This is a genomic window from Empedobacter sp. UBA7252 (assembly GCF_002472765.1).
Classification (GTDB): domain Bacteria; phylum Bacteroidota; class Bacteroidia; order Flavobacteriales; family Weeksellaceae; genus Empedobacter; species Empedobacter falsenii_B.
In genome coordinates this window covers 1-22,017 of sequence record NZ_DKSQ01000009.1, presented here as the reverse complement: position 1 = coordinate 22,017, position 22,017 = coordinate 1, and the positions used below count along the sequence as shown (strand labels likewise).

Sequence of the window (22,017 nt, the reverse complement as noted above, 5' to 3'; positions counted from 1 at the left end):
TTGTAAATGAATAGATTATTTCTGAGAAGTGTTTTAGCTTATTGTTAAATCTTATTAATGATACAATCTAAATCCTAATTTCAGGCATATATTGGCGTGTTTATCAAACAATGCATGTACAAGCTCTTCTTCGTCATCAATTTCTTTTGCTAAACAAAAATAATATTGATCTAAAATTGTACTCAAAATTGGAGAAGGGTTTACATATCCAGATAAGGCTTTTGCTCCTGTAACATCAATAAAATATTGAAAACTTTCGTCTTCCAAATTTAAACTCATTGTATTTGCAAAATGAACAATTTTATCGGTTAGTTTTCCTTGAAAAATTTCTGCTACTTCTTCCAAACTATAGTAATAATCATCAATTTGAATTTGATTTCCTTCGCCTTCAAAAACTAAATAAATGATTTTATAATCTCTAAAATATTTATCATGATAAAGAAGATTGGTCAAACTTTCTTCGAAACCTTCAAAGCTATCAGTCGTTTTATAAACATTTGTAATCTGAAATTCTCGAGCCAAATGTTCCAAAAATTCCAATAATTGCGAATCATTTTGCTCTTCAATATCTGCTACAGATTCCAAACAAAACAATTTGAAATCATCTTCGTCTTCAGTTCGTATAATATCCTTCATCTATTTTACTATTTTTCAAAGGTAAGATGTAATTTTTAAATGATTAAAATCACGCGAACAATGATTAATATTTATTAATTTAGAATTATTCTATATAAATAAATTTAATGAAAAATAATATTGATTTACAAAATCTTGCGGAACAATTGAGTTGTCCAAATGGAGACGAAGGAATTGAAGTTGGTGAGCAAATGAATGAAAGTAATTTTGGTATGATAAAAACGACAATAGATCATTTACAATTACAAAATAAAGAACAAATATTAGAGTTAGGTCATGGAAATTGTAAGCATTTACCTTATGTATTAAATCAAGCAAAGGATTTAGAATATATTGGTTTAGAACTTTCACAGGTCATGAAAAATAGTGCTATCACGAACAATTCTGATTATTTGAATGCAAATATTAGATTTGAAATAATTATGGATGAAAGAATTCATTTTTATGAAAAACGTTTTGATAAAATTTTCACAGTGAATACAATCTATTTTTGGAAAAATCCTAAATTTTTCTTGAGTGAAATTTATAGAGTCTTGAAATTCAATGGGGAATTTGCTCTTACTTTTGCTAAAAAGGAATTTATGGAAACTTTACCTTTTACTCAATTTGGCTTCAATTTATACACAGAAGACGAAGTGATAAAACTATTGAAATCAGCTAAATTTTCTATTGAAAATAGAAAAACATTTTCAGAAAGTGTAATTAGCAAAGCTGGCGAAAAAGTTGAAAGAGAGTATAGTATAATTATTGCAAAAAAATAAAATGATTTTTATTGATAATAAACTTAATTTTTTTGAGAAAAGAATGAGTAAATAATTTCTAAAGTAGAAAGAATTAGCAGAAATTTGTATCCTTATTTCAAGAATATGAAACAACCACAAAGAGTATTCGATTTATCTCGATTTCAAGAAAAAAATACACCTAACATTTCGATTTTTAATTACAAAGAAAAAGGAGAATGGAAGGGAATTTCGACAACAGATTTTATCAATCGAGTAAATAATATTTCGAAAGGTTTGATTGCAAATGGTGTTCAACAAAATGATAAAGTTGCGTTAATCAGCGAAAATCGTTTAGAATGGAATTTAGTAGATTTTGCAATTCAGCAAATTGGAGCTGTTGTTGTGGCAATTTATCCCAATATTTCGGATAATGATTACGAATTTATTCTAAATGATGCCGAAATCAAACTTTGTTTTGTGAGCAATGATGCGTTGTATCAACGATTATTAGGAATCAAAGATCGTATTCCAAATCTTGAACAAGTTTATACATTTAATACTTATCCGCATACACCAAATTGGATTGAGCTAATTTCGAAAGGAATTTCTATTTCTGATGAGGTTTTACAAACGAAGATGGACAATGTAAAACCAACTGATTTAGCAACTCTTATTTATACTTCTGGAACAACAGGAAACCCGAAAGGCGTTATGCTTTCTCACGAAAATTTATTGGCTGATGTCAATAGTTCCGAATATTCTTTTCCTGTAAAAGCGTATGATAAAGCGTTGTCTTTTTTACCTGCTTGTCATGCGTATGAACGCGTCTTTCAATACGTGTACATCAAAATGGGATTACCAATCTATTTTGCACAATCAATGGATACGATTGGGCAAGATATGAAAGAAGTTCAACCACATATTTTTTCGGCTGTTCCACGTGTTTTAGAGAAAGTTTACGATAAAATAATGGCGACTGGAGAACAATTGACAGGAGTAAAAAGAGCTTTATTCTTTTGGGCAATTTCGTTAGGAGAACAGTATGATTTAGACGAATCAAAACTTTCTGCTTGGTATAAATTTCAATTAAACATTGCTCGAAAATTAATTTTTTCGAAATGGAAAGCGGCGCTTGGCGGTAATGTCAAAGGAATTGCATCGGGAAGTGCAACTTTACAAACTCGTTTATTAAAATTGTATTTAGCAGCCGGAATTCCAATTTACGAAGGTTATGGTTTAACAGAAGCTGGACCTTGTTTATCTGTAAATTGTATCAAACGTGGAATGAAAATCGGAACCGTTGGTATTCCTTTGATTGATATTGAGATTAAATTAGCTGAAGATGGAGAAATCTTAGCAAAAGGTAAAAATATCATGCAAGGATATTATAAAAATTCTGAGGCGACGGCTGAGGTTTTGAAAGATGGTTGGTTGTATACGGGCGATATTGGAGAATGGGTTGATGATAAATTCTTAAAAATTATCGATCGTAAAAAAGAAATGTTCAAAACTTCTGGAGGAAAATATGTTGTGCCACAACAAATTGAGAAAATTCTTTCAGAATCTAATTATATCGAACAAATTATGGTAGTTGGAGAAGGACGAAAATTCCCTGCTGCTTTGGTTATTCCTTCTTATGAAAACTGTATTGATTGGGCAAAAGCAAATGAATCTTCATTGATTAATTTACCTCGTGAAGAGTTTTTAACGCATCCAAAAATTTATGAATTGATAGGAAATGAAATCAATAAATTAAATGTCAATTTTGGAAATTGGGAAAAAATTAAAAAATTTCATTTACTGCCTTATGAATTTACAATTGAAGCTGGAGAATTAACGCCAACTTTGAAGATGAAACGTAAAATCATTTCAGAAAAATATAAAAAAGAAATTGACGGAATTTATCAATAAAAACATCAATTTTTTAGAAAAATAACGAAGCAAGATTTTTATTAATCTTGCTTTTTTCGTGAAATAAAACTGATTTATGAAAATTTTGCACCAAATTTGCACTCTTTTTTATAAAGTTTAGTATTTAAAAAATGAATAATCCTACACGAATTTTTGACTTAGCTTATCGTCAACAAGAACTTTACCCCAATCATAATATGTTTGCAAGTAAAATTGATGGCGAATGGAAGTTTACAAAACCAGCCGAATTTATTGCGCAAACAAGAGAAATTTCGAAAGGTTTATTAGCTCTGGGAGTTAAACCTGGCGATCGAGTAGGACTTGTGTGCGAAAGCCGCTATGAATGGCATGTGATTGATTTTGCAATTCAGCAAATTGGTGCGGTTGTGGTAGCGATTTATCCAAATATTACAGATTTTGAATATCAATTTATCTTCAATGATGCCGAAATACAATTGTGTATTGTAAGTACAAAAAATTTGTATGAACGTATCAATAATATGTTTGGGACAATTTATAGTTTAGAATATGTTTTTGCAATTAATGAGTTCCCAGATTCTAGAAATTGGTCAGAATTAAAAGAAATTGGAAAAGATATAACAGACGAATATGTAAATAATCTTAGTTCAATTGTTCGAAATTCAGATTTAGCAACTTTAATTTATACGTCTGGAACAACAGGAAAACCGAAAGGTGTAATGTTGTCTCATAATAATTTGGTTTCGAATTTTATTGCGGCAAAAGAAATTGTTGTGTTAGAAGAAGGAACAAGAGGTTTGACTTTTTTACCGCCTTGTCATACATACGAAAGAACTGTAATTTATACCTATTTATATATTGGTGTAACGGTTTATTTCGCCGAAGGTTTTGAAAAAATTGGTGATAATATCAATGAAGTACAACCTCATATCATGACTGCTGTACCTCGAGTGATGGAAAAAGTTTATGAGAAAATCCTAAAAACAGGTAGCGCTTTAACAGGAAAAAAACGAAAAGTTTTTGATTGGGCGATTAATATTGCTTCTCAATATGAACCTGATGCGAAGAAACGATCTTTGGTGTATAATGTGAAGTTAGCTTTAGCTCGAAAATTAGTTTTGAATAAATTTTATGAAGCGTTAGGAGGTAATTTCAAATATATTATTTCGGGAAGTGCTTCGTTGCAAGGTAAAATTGCGCGTGTTTTTATGGCGGCTGGATTACCATTTTTTGAAGGATATGGAATGACGGAAACTTCGCCTTTAATCACTGTAAATAATCCGCATAAATTAGGTGTTCGAATAGGGACTGTGGGTTCACCAATAAAAGATGTTAAGGTAAAATTAGCCGAAGATGGAGAAATTTTGGTTCAAGGTCCTAATGTGATGATGGGCTATTATAAAAATCAAAAAGCGACCGATGAGGTCATTATTGATGGATGGTTGCACACAGGTGATATTGGAGTTTGGGAGGAAGGAGAAGGTCATTTCTTGAAAATCATTGATCGTAAAAAGGAAATGTTCAAAATTTCTGGTGGAAAATATGTTGTTCCTCAACCAATTGAAACAAAACTTGTCGAATCAAATTTTATTGAGCAAGCAATGGTTGTTGGTGATGCGCAAAAATTTGCGTCAGCTTTTATTGTTCCGAATTATGCAAATCTGAAAGAATGGGCAAAAGAAAATGCACCTGAAATTAGTAATCTTTCTCGCGATGAATTCATAGCATCTACAGAAGTTCATAAAGTAATTAATCAAGAAGTTCGTAAAGCAAATCAGTTTTTTGGAAATTGGGAACAGATTAAGAAACCAGCAATTTTAGCGCATGAATTTACGATTGAAGGTGAAGAATTAACTCCAACTTTGAAATTAAAACGTAAAGTTATTCTAAAGAAATATCAGAAAGAATTCGAAGAAATTTATAAATAAAAAAATCCCTCAATTCATAATGAGTTGAGGGATTTTTTTATGGATTCATTCTTTCGTTAGTATAACCACGAATCACAGTATAATCTACTTTTTCAATACTATCCATAAAAGAAGCGTTATCGGTATATATAATAAAATCTACTTTCTCTTAGCTATTTCCATGAGTTTCAAATTCATTATAAAGTGAATTAACTTGAAGTTTACCATTATTCTCTCTTAAGAATAATTCAAAAAATGAATCATTTTCTCCTTTTGGAATAAAATAATTAGTTGGTAAATGTTTACAATCACAATTATCAGTGCTTAAATAATAGTGTCCAGAACATTGTAATTCATATAATTTAATATCTCCAATTATATAAGACTTTTTAAAATCAGAACTGCAAGAGTAAAATAATAAGAGAAATAAAATTAGATATTTCATAATTGTAATAGTTATGACGAATATAATTCTTTTTAAGTTGAAGATAAAATTTTTGAAAAACTCATCATTTTACGCTATTTTCGACGAATTCTTTTCAAAATTACAAAACTATAAGTACGCTATGGAAGCAACCAGAATTTTTGATTTACCAAAACGTCAGCTGGAAAAGTTTCCTGATTTATCCATGTTTGTATCCAAACAAAATGGAGAATGGAAACCAATGAAAACCACAACTTTTTTAGAACATGTTGATGCAATCTCAAAAGGATTAATCGCTTGTGGAGTTCAACCAGGTGAAAAAGTGGGATTAATCTCAGAAAATCGTGTCGAATGGAATATGATAGATTATGCGATACAACAAATCGGAGCTGTTGTGGTAGCGATTTATCCGAATATTTCTGACAGCGATTACGAATATATTTTTAGCGATTCGGCTATAAAATTGTGTTTTACAAGTAATCTCGATTTGTATACGCGAATCAATCAACTCAAAACAAAATTGCCTTCATTAGAGCAACTGTACTCGATTGATGAATTTGAAAATACAGAAAGTTGGAATGTTTTAATCGAAAAAGGAAAAACAATTCAACAAGAAGAAATAGACAAACGTGCCGCAAATGTAAAGCACGAAGATTTAGCTTTTTTAATCTATACATCAGGAACAACGGGAAATCCGAAAGGTGTGATGTTGTCGCACAAAAATATTATTGCAGATGTTATGGCTTGCGAATATTCAACACCACTTGATCCTTATGATCGTGCTTTGACCTTTCTTCCTGCTTGTCATGCGTATGAGCGAACAATTCAGTATTTGTATGTGTACATGGGGATTTCGATATATTTTGCAGAATCGATGGAGAAGATTGGCGATAATTTAAAAGAAATTAAACCGCATATGATTACGGCTGTTCCTCGTGTGATTGAAAAAGTTTATGAAAAAATCATGCAAACGGGAGCTCAATTATCAGGTTTTAAGAAATCTATTTTTGATTGGGCTGTAAAAGTTGGCGATGAGTTTGTGTTAGAAGATGATCAGCGTTCTACAATTTATAATTTGAAATTAGCAATTGCCCGAAAATTAGTTTTACACAAATGGTACGAAGGACTTGGTGGCGAATTAAAAGCCATTGTAACGGGAAGTGCAGCGATTCAACAACGAATTGTTCGCGTATTTTTAGCTGCCGAAATTCCAATTTATGAAGGTTATGGATTGACAGAAGCTTCGCCAGTAATTGCGGTGAATTGTTTTCGTCGAGGTAAAAAGATAGGAACTGTTGGACCTCCGTTGAAAGGTGTTGAAGTAAAATTGGCTGATGATGGCGAAATTTTAGTAAAAGGTGATATTGTGATGATGGGTTATCATAATTTACCAGAAAAAACTGCCGAAGAAATCAAAGATGGTTGGCTATACACGGGTGATATTGGAGAATGGATAGACAATAAATTCTTGAAAATTGTTGACCGTAAAAAAGAAATGTACAAAACTTCGGGAGGGAAATATATTGTTCCACAACAAATCGAAATGAAAATGGTAGAATCGCCATTCATCGAGCAATTGATGGTTGTTGGAGAAGGTGAGAAGTTTCCTGGAGCTTTTGTGGTTCCGAGTTATACAAATCTAAAAAAATGGTCGCAGTCAAATGCTCTTGAAATTGTAAATCTTCCTCATGATGAATTTCAGAAAAGCGATGTTGTCAAAAAGAAATTAGAAGAAGAAATCAATCAACTGAATAATCATTTTGGACATTGGGAACAAATCAAAAAGATTGCAATTATTCCAAATGAAATGACCGTAGAAGGTGGAGAATTAACGCCAACGTTAAAATTTAAACGTAAAATTATTTTAGAAAAATACAAGAAACAATACCAAGAAATTTTTGGATAATTAATAAGAGTCTCAGTTTTTTGAGACTCTTTTTTATAACCTTTAATTAAGATTAAAATCTATATTTTTGTAAAAACAAAATCAATTGAATTCAGTTAAAGTTTACGCAAAACAAACAAGCAATTGGGGATTATTATTCGGTAGTCTTTTATTTTTTGCTTGTTCAATTTATTTATTTCTAAACGCCAATCAAGTTAATTCTCCGCAAACTGCAAAAATTTTAAGCGGAGTTTTATTTGTTCCAAGTTTACTATTCATCATCGTTTCAATCAAAAAATTGATGAAAAAACAATTGATTTTATTGATTGATAAAAAAGGAATTGTTTACAAACCTACGGATCATTTGAATTATATTGAATGGGGAAAAATTTTAGAAATTGAAGAACTGAAATTGCCTCGCCAACGTGTCATTAATATAAAAATTATTGATGCAGACGATTTTATCCATAACGAAACGCAGAAATTCTTACAAGCACGTATGAGATTTTGGAATAAAATGTATGGCGCTGTTGTTTCGTTTGACGCAAATACTTTAGATAAAAATCACTTCGAAATCATGAATCTTTTTGATGAATTTATGGAAGATTATAAGATTTCTACAGCTTCAAAAAATGATTAATTCGAAAGAATAGACTATTTTTGCAGCATGCAAATCGATTTACTTTATAAAAATTTGGGCATCAAAGATATGAATGCAATGCAACGTTCAGCATTCAAAATGTCCGAAAATCAACGAGATTTAATTTTATTATCACCAACAGGATCTGGTAAAACATTGGCGTTTTTATTTCCGACTTTAAGAGATTTAAATCCAGATGTAAAAGGTGTTCAAACCTTAATTTTAGTTCCTGCGCGTGAGTTAGCTTTACAAATCGAAACAGTTTTCAAATCGATGAAGTCTGATTATAAAGTAACGTGTTGTTATGGAGGTCACAATACAAAAGTTGAGCAAAATACTTTGTTAGAAGCTCCAGCTGTATTAATTGGGACTCCAGGACGTATTGCGTATCATTTGCGTAACGAAAATTTTGATCCTTCGACTGTTCAAACTTTAATTTTAGACGAGTTTGATAAAGCGTTAGAATTAGGTTTTCAAGAAGATATGAGCTTTATTGTAGAGCAACTTTCTGGTTTGAAACAACGTATTTTGACTTCTGCTACAGAAATGGAAAATATTCCAGAATTTGTTGGATTGAATGACGAAAAAATTGTGAGCTATCTAAAACAAATCGAGGTAAAGCCTGATTTACATATGAAAGTGGTTAACACCATTTCAGAAGAAAAATTGGATACTTTATTTAATTTGATTTGCAAAATTGGAAGCAAACGCATGTTGATTTTCTGTAATCACCGTGATGCTGTCGACCGTATTAGTAATTTGTTGCATGAAAAAGGAATTGCGCGTGAAAGTTTTCATGGTGGAATGGAACAAGACGAACGCGAACGTGCGTTACTGAAATTCAGAAATGATTCGGTTCGAGTTTTAATTACAACAGATTTGGCTGCGCGTGGTTTGGATATTCCAGAAGTAGATTCGATTATTCATTATCAATTACCTGCAAAAGAAGCCGCTTTTATTCACAGAAATGGACGTACAGCACGTATGAATGCGAAAGGTTTTGTGTATTTAATTATTAGCAATGAAGAACATTTTCCGTTTGTAAATGAAAATTTACCTGTCGAAAATTTAGGTGGAACATATAAGATTCCAGAACGTACACCTTACCAAACGATTTATATTTCTGCAGGAAAAAAAGACAAAGTAAACAAAGTTGATATTGTTGGATTTTTGTTCAAAAAAGGAGGTTTAGAAAAAAACGATGTCGGAATTATTGAGGTAAAAGATACCACTTCGTATGTTGCGATTAACCGTAAAAAAGTTCCGGACTTATTGAAAAAATTGAACGGTCAAAAAGTAAAAAATAAGAAAGTAAAAATGCAAATTGCATATTAAAAATAGAATTTTATGTTAGCACACCACGTACTATTTTGGTTAAAAGATGACGCTACAGAAGCTGAAGTGAATACATTTCATCAAGCTTTGAAAGATTTAGAACCAATTGCTCCTTCAGTATTTTTTCATGTTGGAACACCAGCAAATATCGAAAGAGATGTTATCGACGCTTCGTATTCGTTTTCTTTGTTTGCAGCTTTCGAAACGATGGAACAATTTGAGACGTATCAAAAACATCCACAACATATCGAGTTTTTGAATGGTCCAAATAAATTAGCAAAACGAGTATTAATCTATGATGCAGATTAATCGTTAGAAAAATATAACCTTAAATCCGTCATTTGACGGATTTTTTTATTTTCTAAAACTTTATAAATCAAGTTTATTTATAATTAATTATACTTATTTTTGTACAAAATATTGTACATATGTTGATAACAAATATTTCTGAATTTAGAAAAGATATTAAAGAATATTTTGATCGTGTGACGAATAATTTTGAAACATTGATTATTAATCGTGGAAAAAATTCTGGTGTTGTTATTATGTCATTAGAAGAGTATAATTCGCTAATGGCTACGAATCATGAGCTTTCTTCTCGCAAAAATGAAGAGCGTTTGGATGCTGCAATTGAGAAATTAAAAACTCAGAAAACGTTTACAAAGGAGTTAATTGAAGAATAGATGAAAATCGTTTTTGTTGATTAATCATGGGAAGATTATTTGTATTGGCAAAAAACAGATAAATCTAAATTGAAAAAGATCAATGAATTGATTAAAGGTATTGCTCGAAATCCTTTTGATGGTCTGGGGAAACCAGAAGCTTTGAAACATAAATATGCAGGATTTTGGTCGAGAAGAATAGATCATGAACATCGGTTAATATATCGTGTTGTAGAAGATGAAATTCAAATTGCGAAATGTCGTTTTCATTATGATTGATATACTTCTTTATCAATCAACAATATAATCTATCATACAATAATCACGAATTTCTATCAAAATAAGCAAATAATCGTTACAAATACCCGTAAATTTGCAAATGATTTCTGAAAAGGAAATCAATAGAATTTAAGCAATGATTATAGAGACAGAAGAAGAGTTAATCGGAATGAAAAAAGTCAGCGAAGCTGTAGCCGTTACTCTTAAAGAGATGAAAGATTATGTAAAACCTGGAATGTCAACAAAAGAATTGGACGATTTTGGTGCGAAGATTATGCACAAATTTGGTTGCAAATCAGCTCCTTTCGAGACGTATCAATTTCCTGGTTATACTTGCTTAAGCGTGAATGAAGAAATTTGTCACGGAATTCCAAGAGCCGATAAAATTTTGAAAGACGGAGATGTGATTAATATTGATGTTTCTGGAGAATTAGGTGGTTTTTGGGCTGATAATGGAGGTTCTATTGTTGTTGGAGAAGATGTGAATGGTTATCAAAAAATTGTTGATGCATCTATTTCTGCGCTTCAAAAAGCAATTGCGGCTGTAAAATCTGGAGTTAAAATCGCTGATATTGGTGGAATTATTGAGAAAGAAGCAAAAAAACATCATTATCATGTGATTGAGAATTTAACTGGTCATGGAGTAGGGCGTTCATTGCACGAAGAACCATTGGATTTGATGAATTTCAGAGACCCTGATGATAAACGTCGATTCCGTAAAAATTCAGTTATTGCATTGGAAACTTTTATTTCAGAAAATTCTTACGAAGCAATTGAGCAAGCGGATGGTTGGACAATGATAGGAAATGCACCTGGCGTTTTTGCACAACACGAACATACTGTTTTGGTTACTTCTGAAGGTCCTATGATTTTAACGCACATGAATGGTAATTGGTAAAATTATATGAAGAGAAACGAATATATTAAAGTAGACCGCGAAGTGGTCAAAAAAATGAGCGAAGATATTCAGGCTTATTTAACAGAAAATAAGTTGGAACGTGTAAAAACTAAGGATATGATGCCTTTCTTAATTGAAAAAGGATATTTTCCTCACGACCGTAAAAAAGGATATCCTTTGCGTCAGATTCTAACAGATTTGAAAAAATCGGAAGAATTACATTTATTACCGCAAGCATTTCCAGAATATTTGGAAATCGAGAATAAAAAAACATCTACCTACTGGTATTTTAGTCCAGTAAAATAATATTAAACACTTCTATTGAAGTGTTTTTTTTATTGCTAACAAATTCAAAATCTTTACTTTTTGGAATATTAATTGATACAATTTGATCGTTTATTAGATGAAAAATCAAGCTTTTTAATTTCTTATCTTATGTCAATGAAATCTCGCTGATGACTGAGCTAAATTTGTCCTATCAAAATAAATAATTAATTAAAAACAATCAAATAATCATTCGTTATGAAAAAATTATTATTCACGTTAATGTTATCAGCAGCTTCAATGTCTGCATTTGCTCAAAATTATACAAATGATAAAGCGCACTCAAAATTAGGCTTTTCTGTTTCTCACATGACAATTTCTGATGTTGAAGGACAATTCCAAAATTTTGATGTTCATTTAAACTTTACAAAAGAAGATTTAAGCGATGCAAAATTTCATGTAGTTGCAGATATCAATTCAATCAATACAGGAGTTGAGGCACGTGATAATCATTTAAAATCAGCAGATTTTTTCAATGCAGCAAAAAATTCAAAACTAGAATTCTCTTCAAAAGGAATTACACGTGTTAAAGGAAATCAATTTAAAATGGTTGGTGATTTAACATTAAACGGAGTAACTAAACCAGTTGCATTAAAATTAGTTTACAACGGAAGCATCAACAATAACGGAGTTAAAACGTACGGATTTACAGTAAAAGGAAATGTAAAAAGAAGTGATTTTAACATCGGTGGTAATTTCCCAGAAGCTGTTGTAGGTGATGTTGTTACATTAACATCAAACTTAGAATTTTCAGCTTCAAAAGCTAAATAATAATAAATAAAATATATTATAAAAATCGTGGATTTCAATACGTTAAAATCAATTACTTCAAGTTTTTCTACAACTGATAAAATGCCAGTTTTATTTTTAGGACATGGCTCTCCGATGAACGCAATCGAAGAAAATATTTTTGTAGAAGGATGGAAGAAGATTGGAAAAACAATCCCAAAACCAAATGCGATTATTTGTATTTCGGCACATTGGGAAACGAAAGGAACTAAAGTTACGGCTTTAGAACAACCCAAAACGATTCACGATTTTTATGGTTTTCCGCAAGCTTTATTCGATGTTGAATATCCAGCGCCAGGAAGTCCAGAATTAGCAACAGAGGTCAAAAATTTAATTAAAACAACAGAGGTTGATTTAGACAAAATGTGGGGATTTGACCACGGCTCTTGGAGTGTGATTAAATTTTTGTATCCAGAAGCAGATGTTCCGATGATAGAACTGAGTTTGGATGTTTATAAAACGCCAAAAGAGCATTACGAATTAGCGAAGGAATTAGACGCTTTGCGTAGTAAAGGGATATTAATAGTAGGAAGTGGGAATGTTGTACACAATTTGAGAGCATTAAATTGGAGCGAGCCAAATGCTGGTTATGATTGGGCTTATGAAGTGAATGATACATTCAAGAATATTGTTCAAACAGGTAATCACGACGAATTGTTCAATTTTGTACAAAAAGGTAGCGCATTTAATCTTGCTGTCCCATCTATGGAACATTATTTGCCAGCTATTTACGCATTAGCATTACAAGGAAAAGAAGAGGAGCTAACACTTTTTAATGATAAACTAATTTATGGATCATTAGGAATGTTATCATTCAAAATAGGATAAATAAAATCAATTTAAATAACAAATAAAAACAAAACATTATGGCAACAAAATGGAATTTAGACCCTTCTCATTCAGAAGTCCAATTTAAAGTAAAACACATGGTAATTTCTACAGTAACAGGAAATTTTGATCATTTCAATGCTGATGTAGAAGCTAATTCAGATGATTTTTCTGATGCAAAATTTGAATTTGATGCAAAAGTAGATTCAATCAATACAAAAAATGCAGATCGTGATGGACATTTAAAATCAGCTGATTTCTTTGCTGCTGAGCAATTTCCAGAAATGAAATTTGAAAGTACTTCAGGTATTCAAAACGGAAAAATTAATGGAACTTTAGAAATTCGTGGTGAAAAACAGCCAATTACATTAAATGCAGATTTTGGTGGAGTTATCACTGATCCATGGGGATTACAAAGAGCTGGATTCGAATTTTCAGGAGAAATCAACCGTAAAGATTACGGATTAGGATGGAGCCAAGTAACAGAAGCTGGAGGATTAGTGGTTTCTGATAAAGTAAAATTATTGGTGAATTTAGAGTTTACTCAAGCCCAATAATCATAATTTTTAATAGCAAAAAAACCACTTCAAACGAAGTGGTTTTTTTTGTGTTATTTATTTTTGTTCTCCCAAAAAGTAGCATTTTTAATTCCGATTTCTGTAGGATTAAAATCAGGATTTTTAATTCCTTTTTTACGTTTGTCTTTATAATCTTTCCAGACCTTAAGCCCAACTCCGCTTAATAATAAAATAGCAATAATATTTACCCAAGCCATCAGACCAACACCAATATCTCCAATTGCCCAAGCAGTTTCAGCAGTTTTGATTGTTCCGTAATACGTAGCACCTAAAAAACAAATACGTAAAATCCATACATATACTTTTCTATTTCCTTTCTTGAAAATGTATGTAATATTCGTTTCAGCATAATAGTAATAAGCCATAATCGTTGTAAAAGCAAAGAAAAACAAAGCAATCGCAACAAAACTATTTCCGAATGAAGGAAAATGACTTGAAACAGCTGCTTGCGTAAAACCTGTATAATCTACTCCAGGAAGATTTTGAGTAATGAAACTTCCCGCTTTTTCTGGGTGATTCACATTGTATTTTCCTGTAAATAAAATCATAAAAGCAGTTGCAGTACACACAAATAATGTATCGATGTAAACAGAAAAAGCTTGTACCAAACCTTGTTGTGCAGGATGGTTTACTTCCGCAGCCGCAGCCGCATGAGGAGCAGTTCCTTGACCAGCTTCGTTAGAATAAATTCCACGTTTTATTCCCCAAGCAATTGCAGATCCAAAAACACCACTATAAAGTGATTCTTGATTGAAAGCTGATGAAAAAATTAATCGTAAAACTGATGGAACTTGATGGATATTCATTCCAATAATAATGATTGCCATTAAGATGTAAGCGCCTGCCATAAAAGGAACGATAAATTCAGAAGCTTGTCCCAAACGTTTTACACCTCCAAAAATAATCAAGGCTAATAATCCAATAATGACGAATCCTACAATGTTGATTGGAATTCCTACAAAATTATAAATAGGAATATCAAACGCGTTATTCAAAGCAGATGAAATACTATTCGACTGAACGCCTGGTAATAATAATCCACAACTCATAATTGTAATGATTGCAAACAAAACCGCGTACCATTTGATTCCTAAACCTTTTTCGATGTAGTATGAAGGACCTCCACGATATTCTCCATCGATTTCTTGCTTGTAGACCTGTCCTAATGCAGATTCTATGAATGCAGATGCACTTCCTAAAAATGCGATAAACCACATCCAAAAAATTGCTCCAGGGCCTCCCATTGCGATTGCGGTTGCAACACCAACAATGTTTCCGGTTCCGACACGACCAGAAATTGCTAAAGAAAAAGCTTGGAAAGGAGTGATTCCTTTGTCCGATTTTTCGCCACTAAATAGCAAGCGAACCATGTCTTTTATGTAGACTATTTGTAAAAATCCGGTGCGAATAGAGAAGTAAATTCCTGTTAAAGCGCAAAGTCCAATCAAGGCATATGACCAAACGTAGCTACTTATTAGATTGATGATATCATCCATTTGAGTAAAAAATTTTGTTCTTGTGTTTATTTGTGGTGCTAAAATGCTAAAAAAATCTTAATTATAAGATTTAATCTGTTTATTTATTCGAAAAAATAAATACAAGCAAGAATTTTATTCTAAATTTTGAAGATATATTATTTAAACCTTTAGTTTGATAAAAGGTGTGTAATTGGTTAAATACAAATAAAAAAGGTTGCAAATTACTGTAACCTTTTTCTGTTTTTTTATTATGATCGAATGATTTTTAGTTTTGCAAAATTTAAGAGTAATTTTTTTTCTCCTGCATTATCAAAATGAATAATTGCTTTCATATCTGATGGTTCTCCTTGCAAATCTTTCACAATTCCTCGTCCAAAACGATCGTGAACAACAACTTGACCAACTTGCAAACCTTGTGCATTTGCTGTTGATGAAGCGTTACTTTTTGTTTGATTTACTGGTTTGAAATTTGACCTTGGTTGAGCTGGTTCTACACGAGCTCTTGGATTTGGTCTTGCAACTGATTTTTCTCGTTGTTGATAGTTTTGTGGTGTTGGTTCATCTCCAAATAAATCAGCCGATAATCCACTATTATTAGAAGCTCTTGCAGAAATATTCAGATTTTTCCATTCTAAGAAACTATCATCAATTTCTTCTAAGAAACGAGAAGGTTCACAATCGATAATTTTTCCCCAACGAAAACGTGAAACAGAATAGGTCATATAAGCCACTTTCTCAGCGCGTGTTAAGGCAACATAAAATAAGCGACGTTCTTCTTCTAATTCAGCGCGCGTGTTAACACTCATCATAGAAGGGAAAAGATTTTCTTCTAAACCTGCAATAAATACAACAGGGAATTCTAAACCTTTTGCTAAGTGGACCGTCATCAAATTGACCTTATTATCGTCATCTTCTTCGTTATCCGCATCAGTTGCCAAAGCAATATTTTCTAAGAAACCACCTAAAGAAGCATCTCCTTCGTCTAATTGTTGTTGTTCTTCGACATAACCTTGGATCGAATTTAACAACTCTTGAACGTTCTCTAAGCGAGAAACACCTTCTGGTGTAGAATCTTCTTTCAACGCATTCAACAATTGTGTTCTTTTAGCCATTTCCATTGTTACTTCATACACATCATGTGATTTTAGCATCACTTGGAAACGCTTAATCATCAACACAAAATCATTCAATTTGTTTGATGTTCCTGCATTTATTCCAATGGTTGGAGCATACATCGCAATATTTTCAATCAAAGAAAATAAACTAATTTGATGTTGATCTGCCGCAACCAAAAGTTTTGAAATAGTCGTTTGACCAATTCCACGTGCCGGATAATTGATTGTTCGCAATAAAGCTTCTTCATCATTTTGATTAATCAATAATCGCATATAACCAACCATATCCTTAATCTCTTTGCGTTGATAGAAAGATGTTCCGCCATAAACACGGTACTGAATTCCTCTTTTTCTCAAGGCTTCTTCTAACGCACGAGATTGTGCATTGGTACGATAAAGAATAGCAAAATCTTTTGGTTGAAGATGTTCATTTATCTGTCTTTCCCATATCTGCGTTGCAATATAACGCGCTTCATCAGCATCAGAAAGTCCACGATAAACGGCTATTTTTTCACCAGTTTCATTCGCAGTCCAAACATTTTTTTCTAATTGATCTTGATTTTGTTTGATAATCTGATTCGCAGCTTCCACAATCATTTGCGTCGAACGGTAATTTTGTTCCAATGGATACAATTTCGCATCAGGATAATCGGATTTGAATGATAAAATATTTCGAATATTTGCACCACGGAAAGCATAAATAGATTGCGCATCATCACCAACTACACATAGGTTTTCGTAACGAGAAGCCAATGCTTTTACAATCAAATATTGAGAATGATTGGTATCTTGGTACTCATCTACCATAATGTATTTGAAACGTTCTTGATATTTTGCTAAAACCTCAGGAAAACGCGTCAAAATTTCGTTGGTACGCAACAATAAATCATCAAAATCCATTGCACCAGATTTGAAACAACGATCTACATAAGCTCTGTAAATATCACCCATTCGAGGGCGCATTGCTTCATTATCTGCTTCAATTAAAGCTTGATTATTGTGATAAGCTCTAACTGTAATCAAGTTATTTTTGTATTGAGAAATACGTCCCAAAACTTGTTTTGCTTTGTAAATATCTTTATCTAAATGCATTTCGTTAATAATCTTTGTCATTACAGAAACTGCATCTTGTTGATCGTAAATTGTAAAATCTGATGGATAACCTAAAAGCGGAGCTTCAACACGTAGAATACGCGCAAAAACAGAGTGGAAGGTTCCCATCCAAAGTGCTTTTGCATTCGCTTCACCAACCACATGTCCGATACGTTCTTTCATTTCTCGGGCAGCTTTATTGGTAAATGTTAAAGACAATATATTGAAAGCATCAACTCCTTTATTTAGTAAATGAGCAATGCGATAAGTTAACACTCTCGTCTTTCCAGAACCCGCACCCGCAATTACCATTACTGGACCTTCGGTAGCTTCTACAGCCAAACGCTGTGGTTCGTTCAGTTTTTCTAAATAATTTTCTTCCATCGTGTGCAAAGTTAACCTTTGTGGTGTAAAGGATAAAATAATTTTGAAAGATTATACGTTTTCTTATATAGATATATTGTTAATTATACGTTGTTATAAAGATTTACTATCAAGAGATAGAAAAAACGTACGAATTGAAAGTTGTTTCGTTACATTGATAAGGAAATATTCTGTATATTTACACAAATTTTTTATATGACAGACGAATCAGTAAAATCAAGTAATTACGAAATAGTAAAGCAAGTGTTTACGAATTTTTTGGAAGACAATGGACATCGTAAGACACCTGAACGTTATGCTATTTTAGAGGAAATTTATTTTACAGATGATCATTTTGATATTGATATGTTGTATATCAAAATGAAAAATAAGAAATACCGCGTTAGTCGTGCTACTTTATACAATACTATCGAGCTTTTGATGGAAGCAAAATTGGTGCGTAAACATCAGTTTGGAGATCAACAAGCGCATTACGAAAAATCATATTTCGACAAAAATCATGACCATATTATTTTGTCTGATACAGGAGAAGTATTGGAGTTTTGTGATCCAAGAATCCAATCTATCAAACAAACGATAGAAGATATTTTTGATATCAAAATTGATAATCATTCATTATATTTTTACGGAACTCGTAAGAATAAATAACCTTGATTTTATAAAATCAAAAGACCTTTTACGATTTCGTAAAAGGTCTTTTTTGTTATTTTTAATTAGAAAATTGATCTAACAAATCAAAAGAAGGAACAAAAAATAAAGTTCCAGTTTTAGCTTTACTAAAATCTAATATTCGATCATAGTTTCCGATAGGTTCACCAACAAACATGCGTTCTAACATTTCTTCTACAATGCTAAACTTTCTAGCATAAGCAATAAAATAGGTTCCCATTTCATTTGTCGACATATTTCCAAAAGGCATATTATCGCGAACAATTTTTTTGTCATCTCCAACATTTGCTAATGCAGAATGTGAATTCGAGGGTTTTTCATCGTCATTCATTTCAATATCATCAACTTTAGATCTTCCAATTACTTTTTCTTGTTCAGAAATTGGTAAATCTTTCCAAGCTTGCATATCATGAATGTATTTTTGCACAAATAAATAACTTCCATTTGTATAAGCAGAATCTTCATTGCCAATCAAACCAAAATTTATTCTTTCGTTACCTTGTGGATTTTCAGTTCCATCAACAAAACCTAAAATACTACGACCATCCCAATATCTAAAACCATGAATTTCTTCTTGACAAGTAGCAACATCATTCAATAAATCAGTCAAATTAGAAACAATATCAACGCAATAGCTTTGTTGCGTAGAGCGGATATGAAAATGAATATCGCCTTTTGTAGAAACGGCTTCATGCTTTTCTCCTTTAATGGCAACAAAAGGTTTTAATTCTTTCGGCAAAGGTTTTGGTAAATTTAATTTTATCCAAGCATCGTAACTAATTCCTAAAATAACGCTCGATTGCGTTTTCGGAAAACGTGTATTGGCTGAATGATTGAGATTGATAATTAAAGCGCAAAGCTTTTTGAAAGCATCTTTGTAAGCAGTATTTTCCTTAAAATTCCAAACCATAAAAATAGTATTGGTGTTTGGACTGTCTAATACATTTTGATATTGAGGCATTTAATAGATTTATAAAATTGAATATGAAGTTAAGAATTTTAAAACTGAATTTGATGAATAATCGTTATTTTTTTAATTAAATTAAGACTTGAAAATCTATCATATTGATTAAAATATTATGAAAATTTTAAGTATTAAAGCACGTTTTAACGTAATAATTAATTTTTAGGACTAAAAAAATAATACTAATTTTGGTTAGCACTTTTTTGAAGTGAAATAGAGATTAAATAAAAATAATAAGTAATTGTTAATTAATTATATAAATAGAAATAAAACAGGCTTGAAAGTTGCTTTTTTACTTTCATGTTTTATGACGATAAGTGCTTTTGCGCAACAGAAACCTAAAAAAGAAAAAGTTAATCTAAGGCATGCTGATTTAGTAGAACATGATCCGAAACGTTTTGAGGGAAATGATTTTTTATCAGGAAATGTTGTAATCGAATATAAAGGTGATGTAATTTCGGCTGATAGTGCGGTTTTGTATCGTGATAAAAACTTGGCTGTTGTTTGGTCGAATGCACGTTTGGTGAGCAAAGACAAAACAATTACGGCGCATAAAATGGAGTATGACGGAAACACAACAATTGCAAAAGCTTTCAAAGATGTGGTGTTGACTGATCCAAGTTCTCGTATTACGGCAGATTATATGGATTATAATCGTACAACCGAGATTGCGACTGGTATTGGGAAAGTAGAAGTGAAGATACCTACGCAACAAATAAGTTCTGAGAAAATGATTTACGAACGATTGACAGGAAATATTATTGTAAATGATACTTACAAAACAATTGGTTCTGATGGAACTTTAGTCGAAGGACGAAATGTTGTGTATAATGTAAAGTCTAAATCGGCAAATTTTGGTTCAGAAGTTTTTATTACGAATAAAGATTATACGATTTATTCGAGAAAAATGACGACGAATGATATTACGGGAATTACAACTTTCCGCGATTATTCTAAAATTACACGTCGAAATGATCCATCACAATATATCATTACTTCGGATGGAGATTTTAATAAAAAAACAGGTGAAGCTTGGTTAAGAGGAAATTCAAAAGTTTATTATCAAAACAAAACGTTGACGGCTAAAAAACTTTATTTCAACGATAAAACAGGTTTTGGTAAAGGTGAAGGCGATGTTTTTTTGGATGATCCATTAGAAAAAAGATTTTTGAAAGGTGATTACGGAGAAGCTTTTAAATACTTAGATTCGGCTTTTGTAACGAAGAACGCGTATGCTGTGAAAGCGTTTGATAAAGATTCGCTTTACATAAGTGCTGATACGTTGTTGGCGGTAAAACGTCACGATGTTGATTCGACTTCATTGGTGAAAGCTTTTCATAAAGCGCGTTTTTACAAATCGAATGCGAACGGAAAAGCAGATTCTTTGGTGTACAATCAAACTAAAGGATTGATGCAATTTTACAAAGATCCAATTTTATTTTCTGGTGATAACCAAGTTACAGGAGATTATATCGAAGCGTATACAAATGCGAAAACAGAAAAATTAGACTCGATGAAAGTGTTTAATAATGCTTTTGTGATTGCTAAAGTGGATTCGCTTGTGGAAAATGAATATCATCAAATCAAAGGAAAATATTTAACTGTTCTTTTTCAGGATGATAAAATTGATTTTATAAATGTAGAAGAAAATGCTGTCGCGTTGACGTACATGGATGATACGGATCAAAAAACGAAAGTGAAAGAACGTTATGGAGTTAATATTTCTTATTGCGGAATTATAGAAGTTGATGTTGTAGGAAAAGATGTTGAATTGGTTGCATGTCGCATAAAATCGGACGGAAAAATGTATCCATTGTCTAAATTTCCTGAAGAAATGCGTTATTTACCCGATTTTAAATGGCGAATTTCTGAACGATTAAACACTTGGCGAGATATTTTTATCGAATCGAAATAATCTTTTCATAAATTAATCGTTTAATTTCTAAAACTATAAATGAAAACTACATCTATCATATTATCTATTCTATTATTATCAAGTTGTTATACATACAAAGCTTTTGATCCTGACGAATATGCTTTGGAAATGTCTAAAGGCAATAATCAGACGGCTAACTCTAATGAAAGAAGTCGTTCCAGAGCTGATATTGCTGAATTGAGAAGAGAACGCAAAAGTGCTAATGAAAATGCAATTAGTTCATCTCTTTCAGAAAGTAAAGAAGAATTAGCTGCATTAAAAGCTAAAAAACAAGAGAATAAAGAAGAGAAAGTAGTGATAGATCCTTCTACAATTAAAATTTCGGATGTTATCAAACCCGATCAATTTTATAAAGTAGATGCGCAAGGAAAAGAATATACAATAGAGGCAAAGCAATGGAAAGCTGATACCTTATATGCTGTTGTAAAAGGAACAGAAAAAGAATTGAAGTTTCATAAAAATGATATTTCATCGTTCAAAATAAGAAAATTTTCGAAAGGTAAATCAGATTCTCTTACTGTTGCAGCGTATGCAATGGGCGGTGCAGCTGTGCTTTTTTTATTAAAATAAAATGGGAACATT

The 22,017-nt window shown here is 31.8% G+C and carries 20 protein-coding genes and 1 pseudogene; 17 read left to right on the top strand and 4 right to left on the bottom strand.

Translation table 11 applies throughout. From position 1 onward, the window contains the following. Nucleotides 1-54: 54 nt before the first annotated feature. Nucleotides 55-636 (bottom strand): DUF6642 family protein, encoded by a 582-nt coding sequence (locus B2X73_RS02080; protein WP_219033962.1) that lies wholly within the window; start codon nucleotides 634-636, stop codon nucleotides 55-57. 107 nt (nucleotides 637-743) lie between these two features. On the opposite strand from B2X73_RS02080, the gene B2X73_RS02075 reads away from it, so the two are divergent. From B2X73_RS02075 to B2X73_RS02010, 14 genes and pseudogenes are all read left to right on the top strand, one after another. Further along, nucleotides 744-1,397: a class I SAM-dependent methyltransferase gene (locus B2X73_RS02075; protein ID WP_221855054.1), complete on the top strand. Its 654-nt coding sequence runs from the start codon at nucleotides 744-746 to the stop codon at nucleotides 1,395-1,397. Nucleotides 1,398-1,502: 105 nt separating this feature from the next. Beyond that, nucleotides 1,503-3,269, top strand: a complete 1,767-nt coding sequence (locus B2X73_RS02070; RefSeq protein WP_291048521.1) for an AMP-dependent synthetase/ligase — start codon at nucleotides 1,503-1,505, stop codon at nucleotides 3,267-3,269. A 131-nt stretch (nucleotides 3,270-3,400) separates the two neighbouring features. Further along, nucleotides 3,401-5,176 carry an AMP-dependent synthetase/ligase gene (locus B2X73_RS02065; RefSeq protein WP_291048518.1) on the top strand — a complete coding sequence of 592 codons (1,776 nt, stop codon included), beginning with the start codon at nucleotides 3,401-3,403 and terminating at the stop codon, nucleotides 5,174-5,176. Nucleotides 5,177-5,721: 545 nt separating this feature from the next. After that, complete coding sequence (locus tag B2X73_RS02060) at nucleotides 5,722-7,485, top strand: AMP-dependent synthetase/ligase (protein WP_221855060.1); 1,764 nt, start codon at nucleotides 5,722-5,724, stop codon at nucleotides 7,483-7,485. 85 nt (nucleotides 7,486-7,570) lie between these two features. Then, a complete protein-coding gene (locus tag B2X73_RS02055; protein WP_221855062.1) occupies nucleotides 7,571-8,104 on the top strand; it encodes an STM3941 family protein in 534 nt (177 codons plus the stop codon). 27 nt (nucleotides 8,105-8,131) lie between these two features. Further along, nucleotides 8,132-9,439, top strand: a complete 1,308-nt coding sequence (locus tag B2X73_RS02050) for a DEAD/DEAH box helicase (protein WP_180906721.1) — start codon at nucleotides 8,132-8,134, stop codon at nucleotides 9,437-9,439. Between the two features lie 12 nt (nucleotides 9,440-9,451). Then, nucleotides 9,452-9,748 carry a Dabb family protein gene (locus tag B2X73_RS02045; protein WP_221855064.1) on the top strand — a complete coding sequence of 99 codons (297 nt, stop codon included), beginning with the start codon at nucleotides 9,452-9,454 and terminating at the stop codon, nucleotides 9,746-9,748. 119 nt (nucleotides 9,749-9,867) lie between these two features. Further along, nucleotides 9,868-10,122: a type II toxin-antitoxin system Phd/YefM family antitoxin gene (locus tag B2X73_RS02040; protein WP_221855065.1), complete on the top strand. Its 255-nt coding sequence runs from the start codon at nucleotides 9,868-9,870 to the stop codon at nucleotides 10,120-10,122. Beyond that, nucleotides 10,123-10,380, top strand: a pseudogene (locus tag B2X73_RS02035) (Txe/YoeB family addiction module toxin). It begins immediately after the preceding gene. A 136-nt stretch (nucleotides 10,381-10,516) separates the two neighbouring features. Next, entirely contained in the window at nucleotides 10,517-11,278 is a 762-nt protein-coding gene (gene map, locus B2X73_RS02030) for a type I methionyl aminopeptidase (protein WP_115000652.1), read from the top strand. Nucleotides 11,279-11,284: 6 nt separating this feature from the next. Further along, a complete protein-coding gene (locus tag B2X73_RS02025) occupies nucleotides 11,285-11,584 on the top strand; it encodes a hypothetical protein (protein ID WP_125350083.1) in 300 nt (99 codons plus the stop codon). Nucleotides 11,585-11,800: 216 nt separating this feature from the next. Beyond that, nucleotides 11,801-12,373 carry a YceI family protein gene (locus B2X73_RS02020; protein ID WP_221855071.1) on the top strand — a complete coding sequence of 191 codons (573 nt, stop codon included), beginning with the start codon at nucleotides 11,801-11,803 and terminating at the stop codon, nucleotides 12,371-12,373. A 27-nt stretch (nucleotides 12,374-12,400) separates the two neighbouring features. After that, entirely contained in the window at nucleotides 12,401-13,219 is an 819-nt protein-coding gene (ygiD, locus tag B2X73_RS02015; RefSeq protein WP_221855074.1) for a 4,5-DOPA dioxygenase extradiol, read from the top strand. 38 nt (nucleotides 13,220-13,257) lie between these two features. Next, complete coding sequence (locus B2X73_RS02010) at nucleotides 13,258-13,776, top strand: YceI family protein (RefSeq protein ID WP_125350085.1); 519 nt, start codon at nucleotides 13,258-13,260, stop codon at nucleotides 13,774-13,776. A gap of 53 nt (nucleotides 13,777-13,829) precedes the next feature. Here the strand turns inward: B2X73_RS02010 and B2X73_RS02005 are convergent, their stop codons facing one another. Both B2X73_RS02005 and B2X73_RS02000 read right to left on the bottom strand, forming a co-directional pair. Then, on the bottom strand, nucleotides 13,830-15,293 hold the full coding sequence (locus B2X73_RS02005) for an alanine/glycine:cation symporter family protein (RefSeq protein ID WP_221855076.1): 1,464 nt from the start codon (nucleotides 15,291-15,293) through the stop codon (nucleotides 13,830-13,832). A gap of 230 nt (nucleotides 15,294-15,523) precedes the next feature. Next, the gene (locus B2X73_RS02000) at nucleotides 15,524-17,866 is read right to left on the bottom strand and encodes an ATP-dependent helicase (protein ID WP_286494898.1); all 2,343 of its coding nucleotides are present in this window, start codon (nucleotides 17,864-17,866) and stop codon (nucleotides 15,524-15,526) included. Nucleotides 17,867-18,061: 195 nt separating this feature from the next. Between B2X73_RS02000 and B2X73_RS01995 the strand changes: the two genes are divergently transcribed. Continuing rightward, complete coding sequence (locus B2X73_RS01995) at nucleotides 18,062-18,514, top strand: Fur family transcriptional regulator (RefSeq protein ID WP_038331681.1); 453 nt, start codon at nucleotides 18,062-18,064, stop codon at nucleotides 18,512-18,514. Between the two features lie 61 nt (nucleotides 18,515-18,575). Here B2X73_RS01995 and B2X73_RS01990 read toward each other — a convergent pair whose 3' ends face one another. Further along, nucleotides 18,576-19,496: a Dyp-type peroxidase gene (locus tag B2X73_RS01990; protein WP_115000647.1), complete on the bottom strand. Its 921-nt coding sequence runs from the start codon at nucleotides 19,494-19,496 to the stop codon at nucleotides 18,576-18,578. 244 nt (nucleotides 19,497-19,740) lie between these two features. On the opposite strand from B2X73_RS01990, the gene B2X73_RS01985 reads away from it, so the two are divergent. Together B2X73_RS01985 and B2X73_RS01980 are read left to right on the top strand one after the other, a co-directional pair. Further along, complete coding sequence (locus B2X73_RS01985; protein WP_291048470.1) at nucleotides 19,741-21,414, top strand: OstA-like protein; 1,674 nt, start codon at nucleotides 19,741-19,743, stop codon at nucleotides 21,412-21,414. Nucleotides 21,415-21,453: 39 nt separating this feature from the next. After that, nucleotides 21,454-22,005 (top strand): hypothetical protein, encoded by a 552-nt coding sequence (locus B2X73_RS01980; RefSeq protein WP_291095619.1) that lies wholly within the window; start codon nucleotides 21,454-21,456, stop codon nucleotides 22,003-22,005. Nucleotides 22,006-22,017 lie beyond the last annotated feature (12 nt).

What these genes read in the sequence shown, in the direction of transcription:
- B2X73_RS02080 (WP_219033962.1), bottom strand. Translation starts at nt 636, where the DNA reads ATGAAGGATATTATACGAACTGAAGACGAAGATGATTTCAAATTGTTT.
- B2X73_RS02010 (WP_125350085.1), top strand. Translation starts at nt 13,258, where the DNA reads ATGGCAACAAAATGGAATTTAGACCCTTCTCATTCAGAAGTCCAATTT.
- B2X73_RS02050 (WP_180906721.1), top strand. Translation starts at nt 8,132, where the DNA reads ATGCAAATCGATTTACTTTATAAAAATTTGGGCATCAAAGATATGAAT.
- B2X73_RS02040 (WP_221855065.1), top strand. Translation starts at nt 9,868, where the DNA reads ATGTTGATAACAAATATTTCTGAATTTAGAAAAGATATTAAAGAATAT.
- B2X73_RS02005 (WP_221855076.1), bottom strand. Translation starts at nt 15,293, where the DNA reads ATGGATGATATCATCAATCTAATAAGTAGCTACGTTTGGTCATATGCC.
- B2X73_RS02070 (WP_291048521.1), top strand. Translation starts at nt 1,503, where the DNA reads ATGAAACAACCACAAAGAGTATTCGATTTATCTCGATTTCAAGAAAAA.
- map (WP_115000652.1), top strand. Translation starts at nt 10,517, where the DNA reads ATGATTATAGAGACAGAAGAAGAGTTAATCGGAATGAAAAAAGTCAGC.
- B2X73_RS02065 (WP_291048518.1), top strand. Translation starts at nt 3,401, where the DNA reads ATGAATAATCCTACACGAATTTTTGACTTAGCTTATCGTCAACAAGAA.
- B2X73_RS02025 (WP_125350083.1), top strand. Translation starts at nt 11,285, where the DNA reads ATGAAGAGAAACGAATATATTAAAGTAGACCGCGAAGTGGTCAAAAAA.
- B2X73_RS01980 (WP_291095619.1), top strand. Translation starts at nt 21,454, where the DNA reads ATGAAAACTACATCTATCATATTATCTATTCTATTATTATCAAGTTGT.
- B2X73_RS02075 (WP_221855054.1), top strand. Translation starts at nt 744, where the DNA reads ATGAAAAATAATATTGATTTACAAAATCTTGCGGAACAATTGAGTTGT.
- B2X73_RS02000 (WP_286494898.1), bottom strand. Translation starts at nt 17,866, where the DNA reads ATGGAAGAAAATTATTTAGAAAAACTGAACGAACCACAGCGTTTGGCT.
- B2X73_RS02045 (WP_221855064.1), top strand. Translation starts at nt 9,452, where the DNA reads ATGTTAGCACACCACGTACTATTTTGGTTAAAAGATGACGCTACAGAA.
- B2X73_RS01990 (WP_115000647.1), bottom strand. Translation starts at nt 19,496, where the DNA reads ATGCCTCAATATCAAAATGTATTAGACAGTCCAAACACCAATACTATT.
- B2X73_RS01995 (WP_038331681.1), top strand. Translation starts at nt 18,062, where the DNA reads ATGACAGACGAATCAGTAAAATCAAGTAATTACGAAATAGTAAAGCAA.
- B2X73_RS02020 (WP_221855071.1), top strand. Translation starts at nt 11,801, where the DNA reads ATGAAAAAATTATTATTCACGTTAATGTTATCAGCAGCTTCAATGTCT.
- B2X73_RS02060 (WP_221855060.1), top strand. Translation starts at nt 5,722, where the DNA reads ATGGAAGCAACCAGAATTTTTGATTTACCAAAACGTCAGCTGGAAAAG.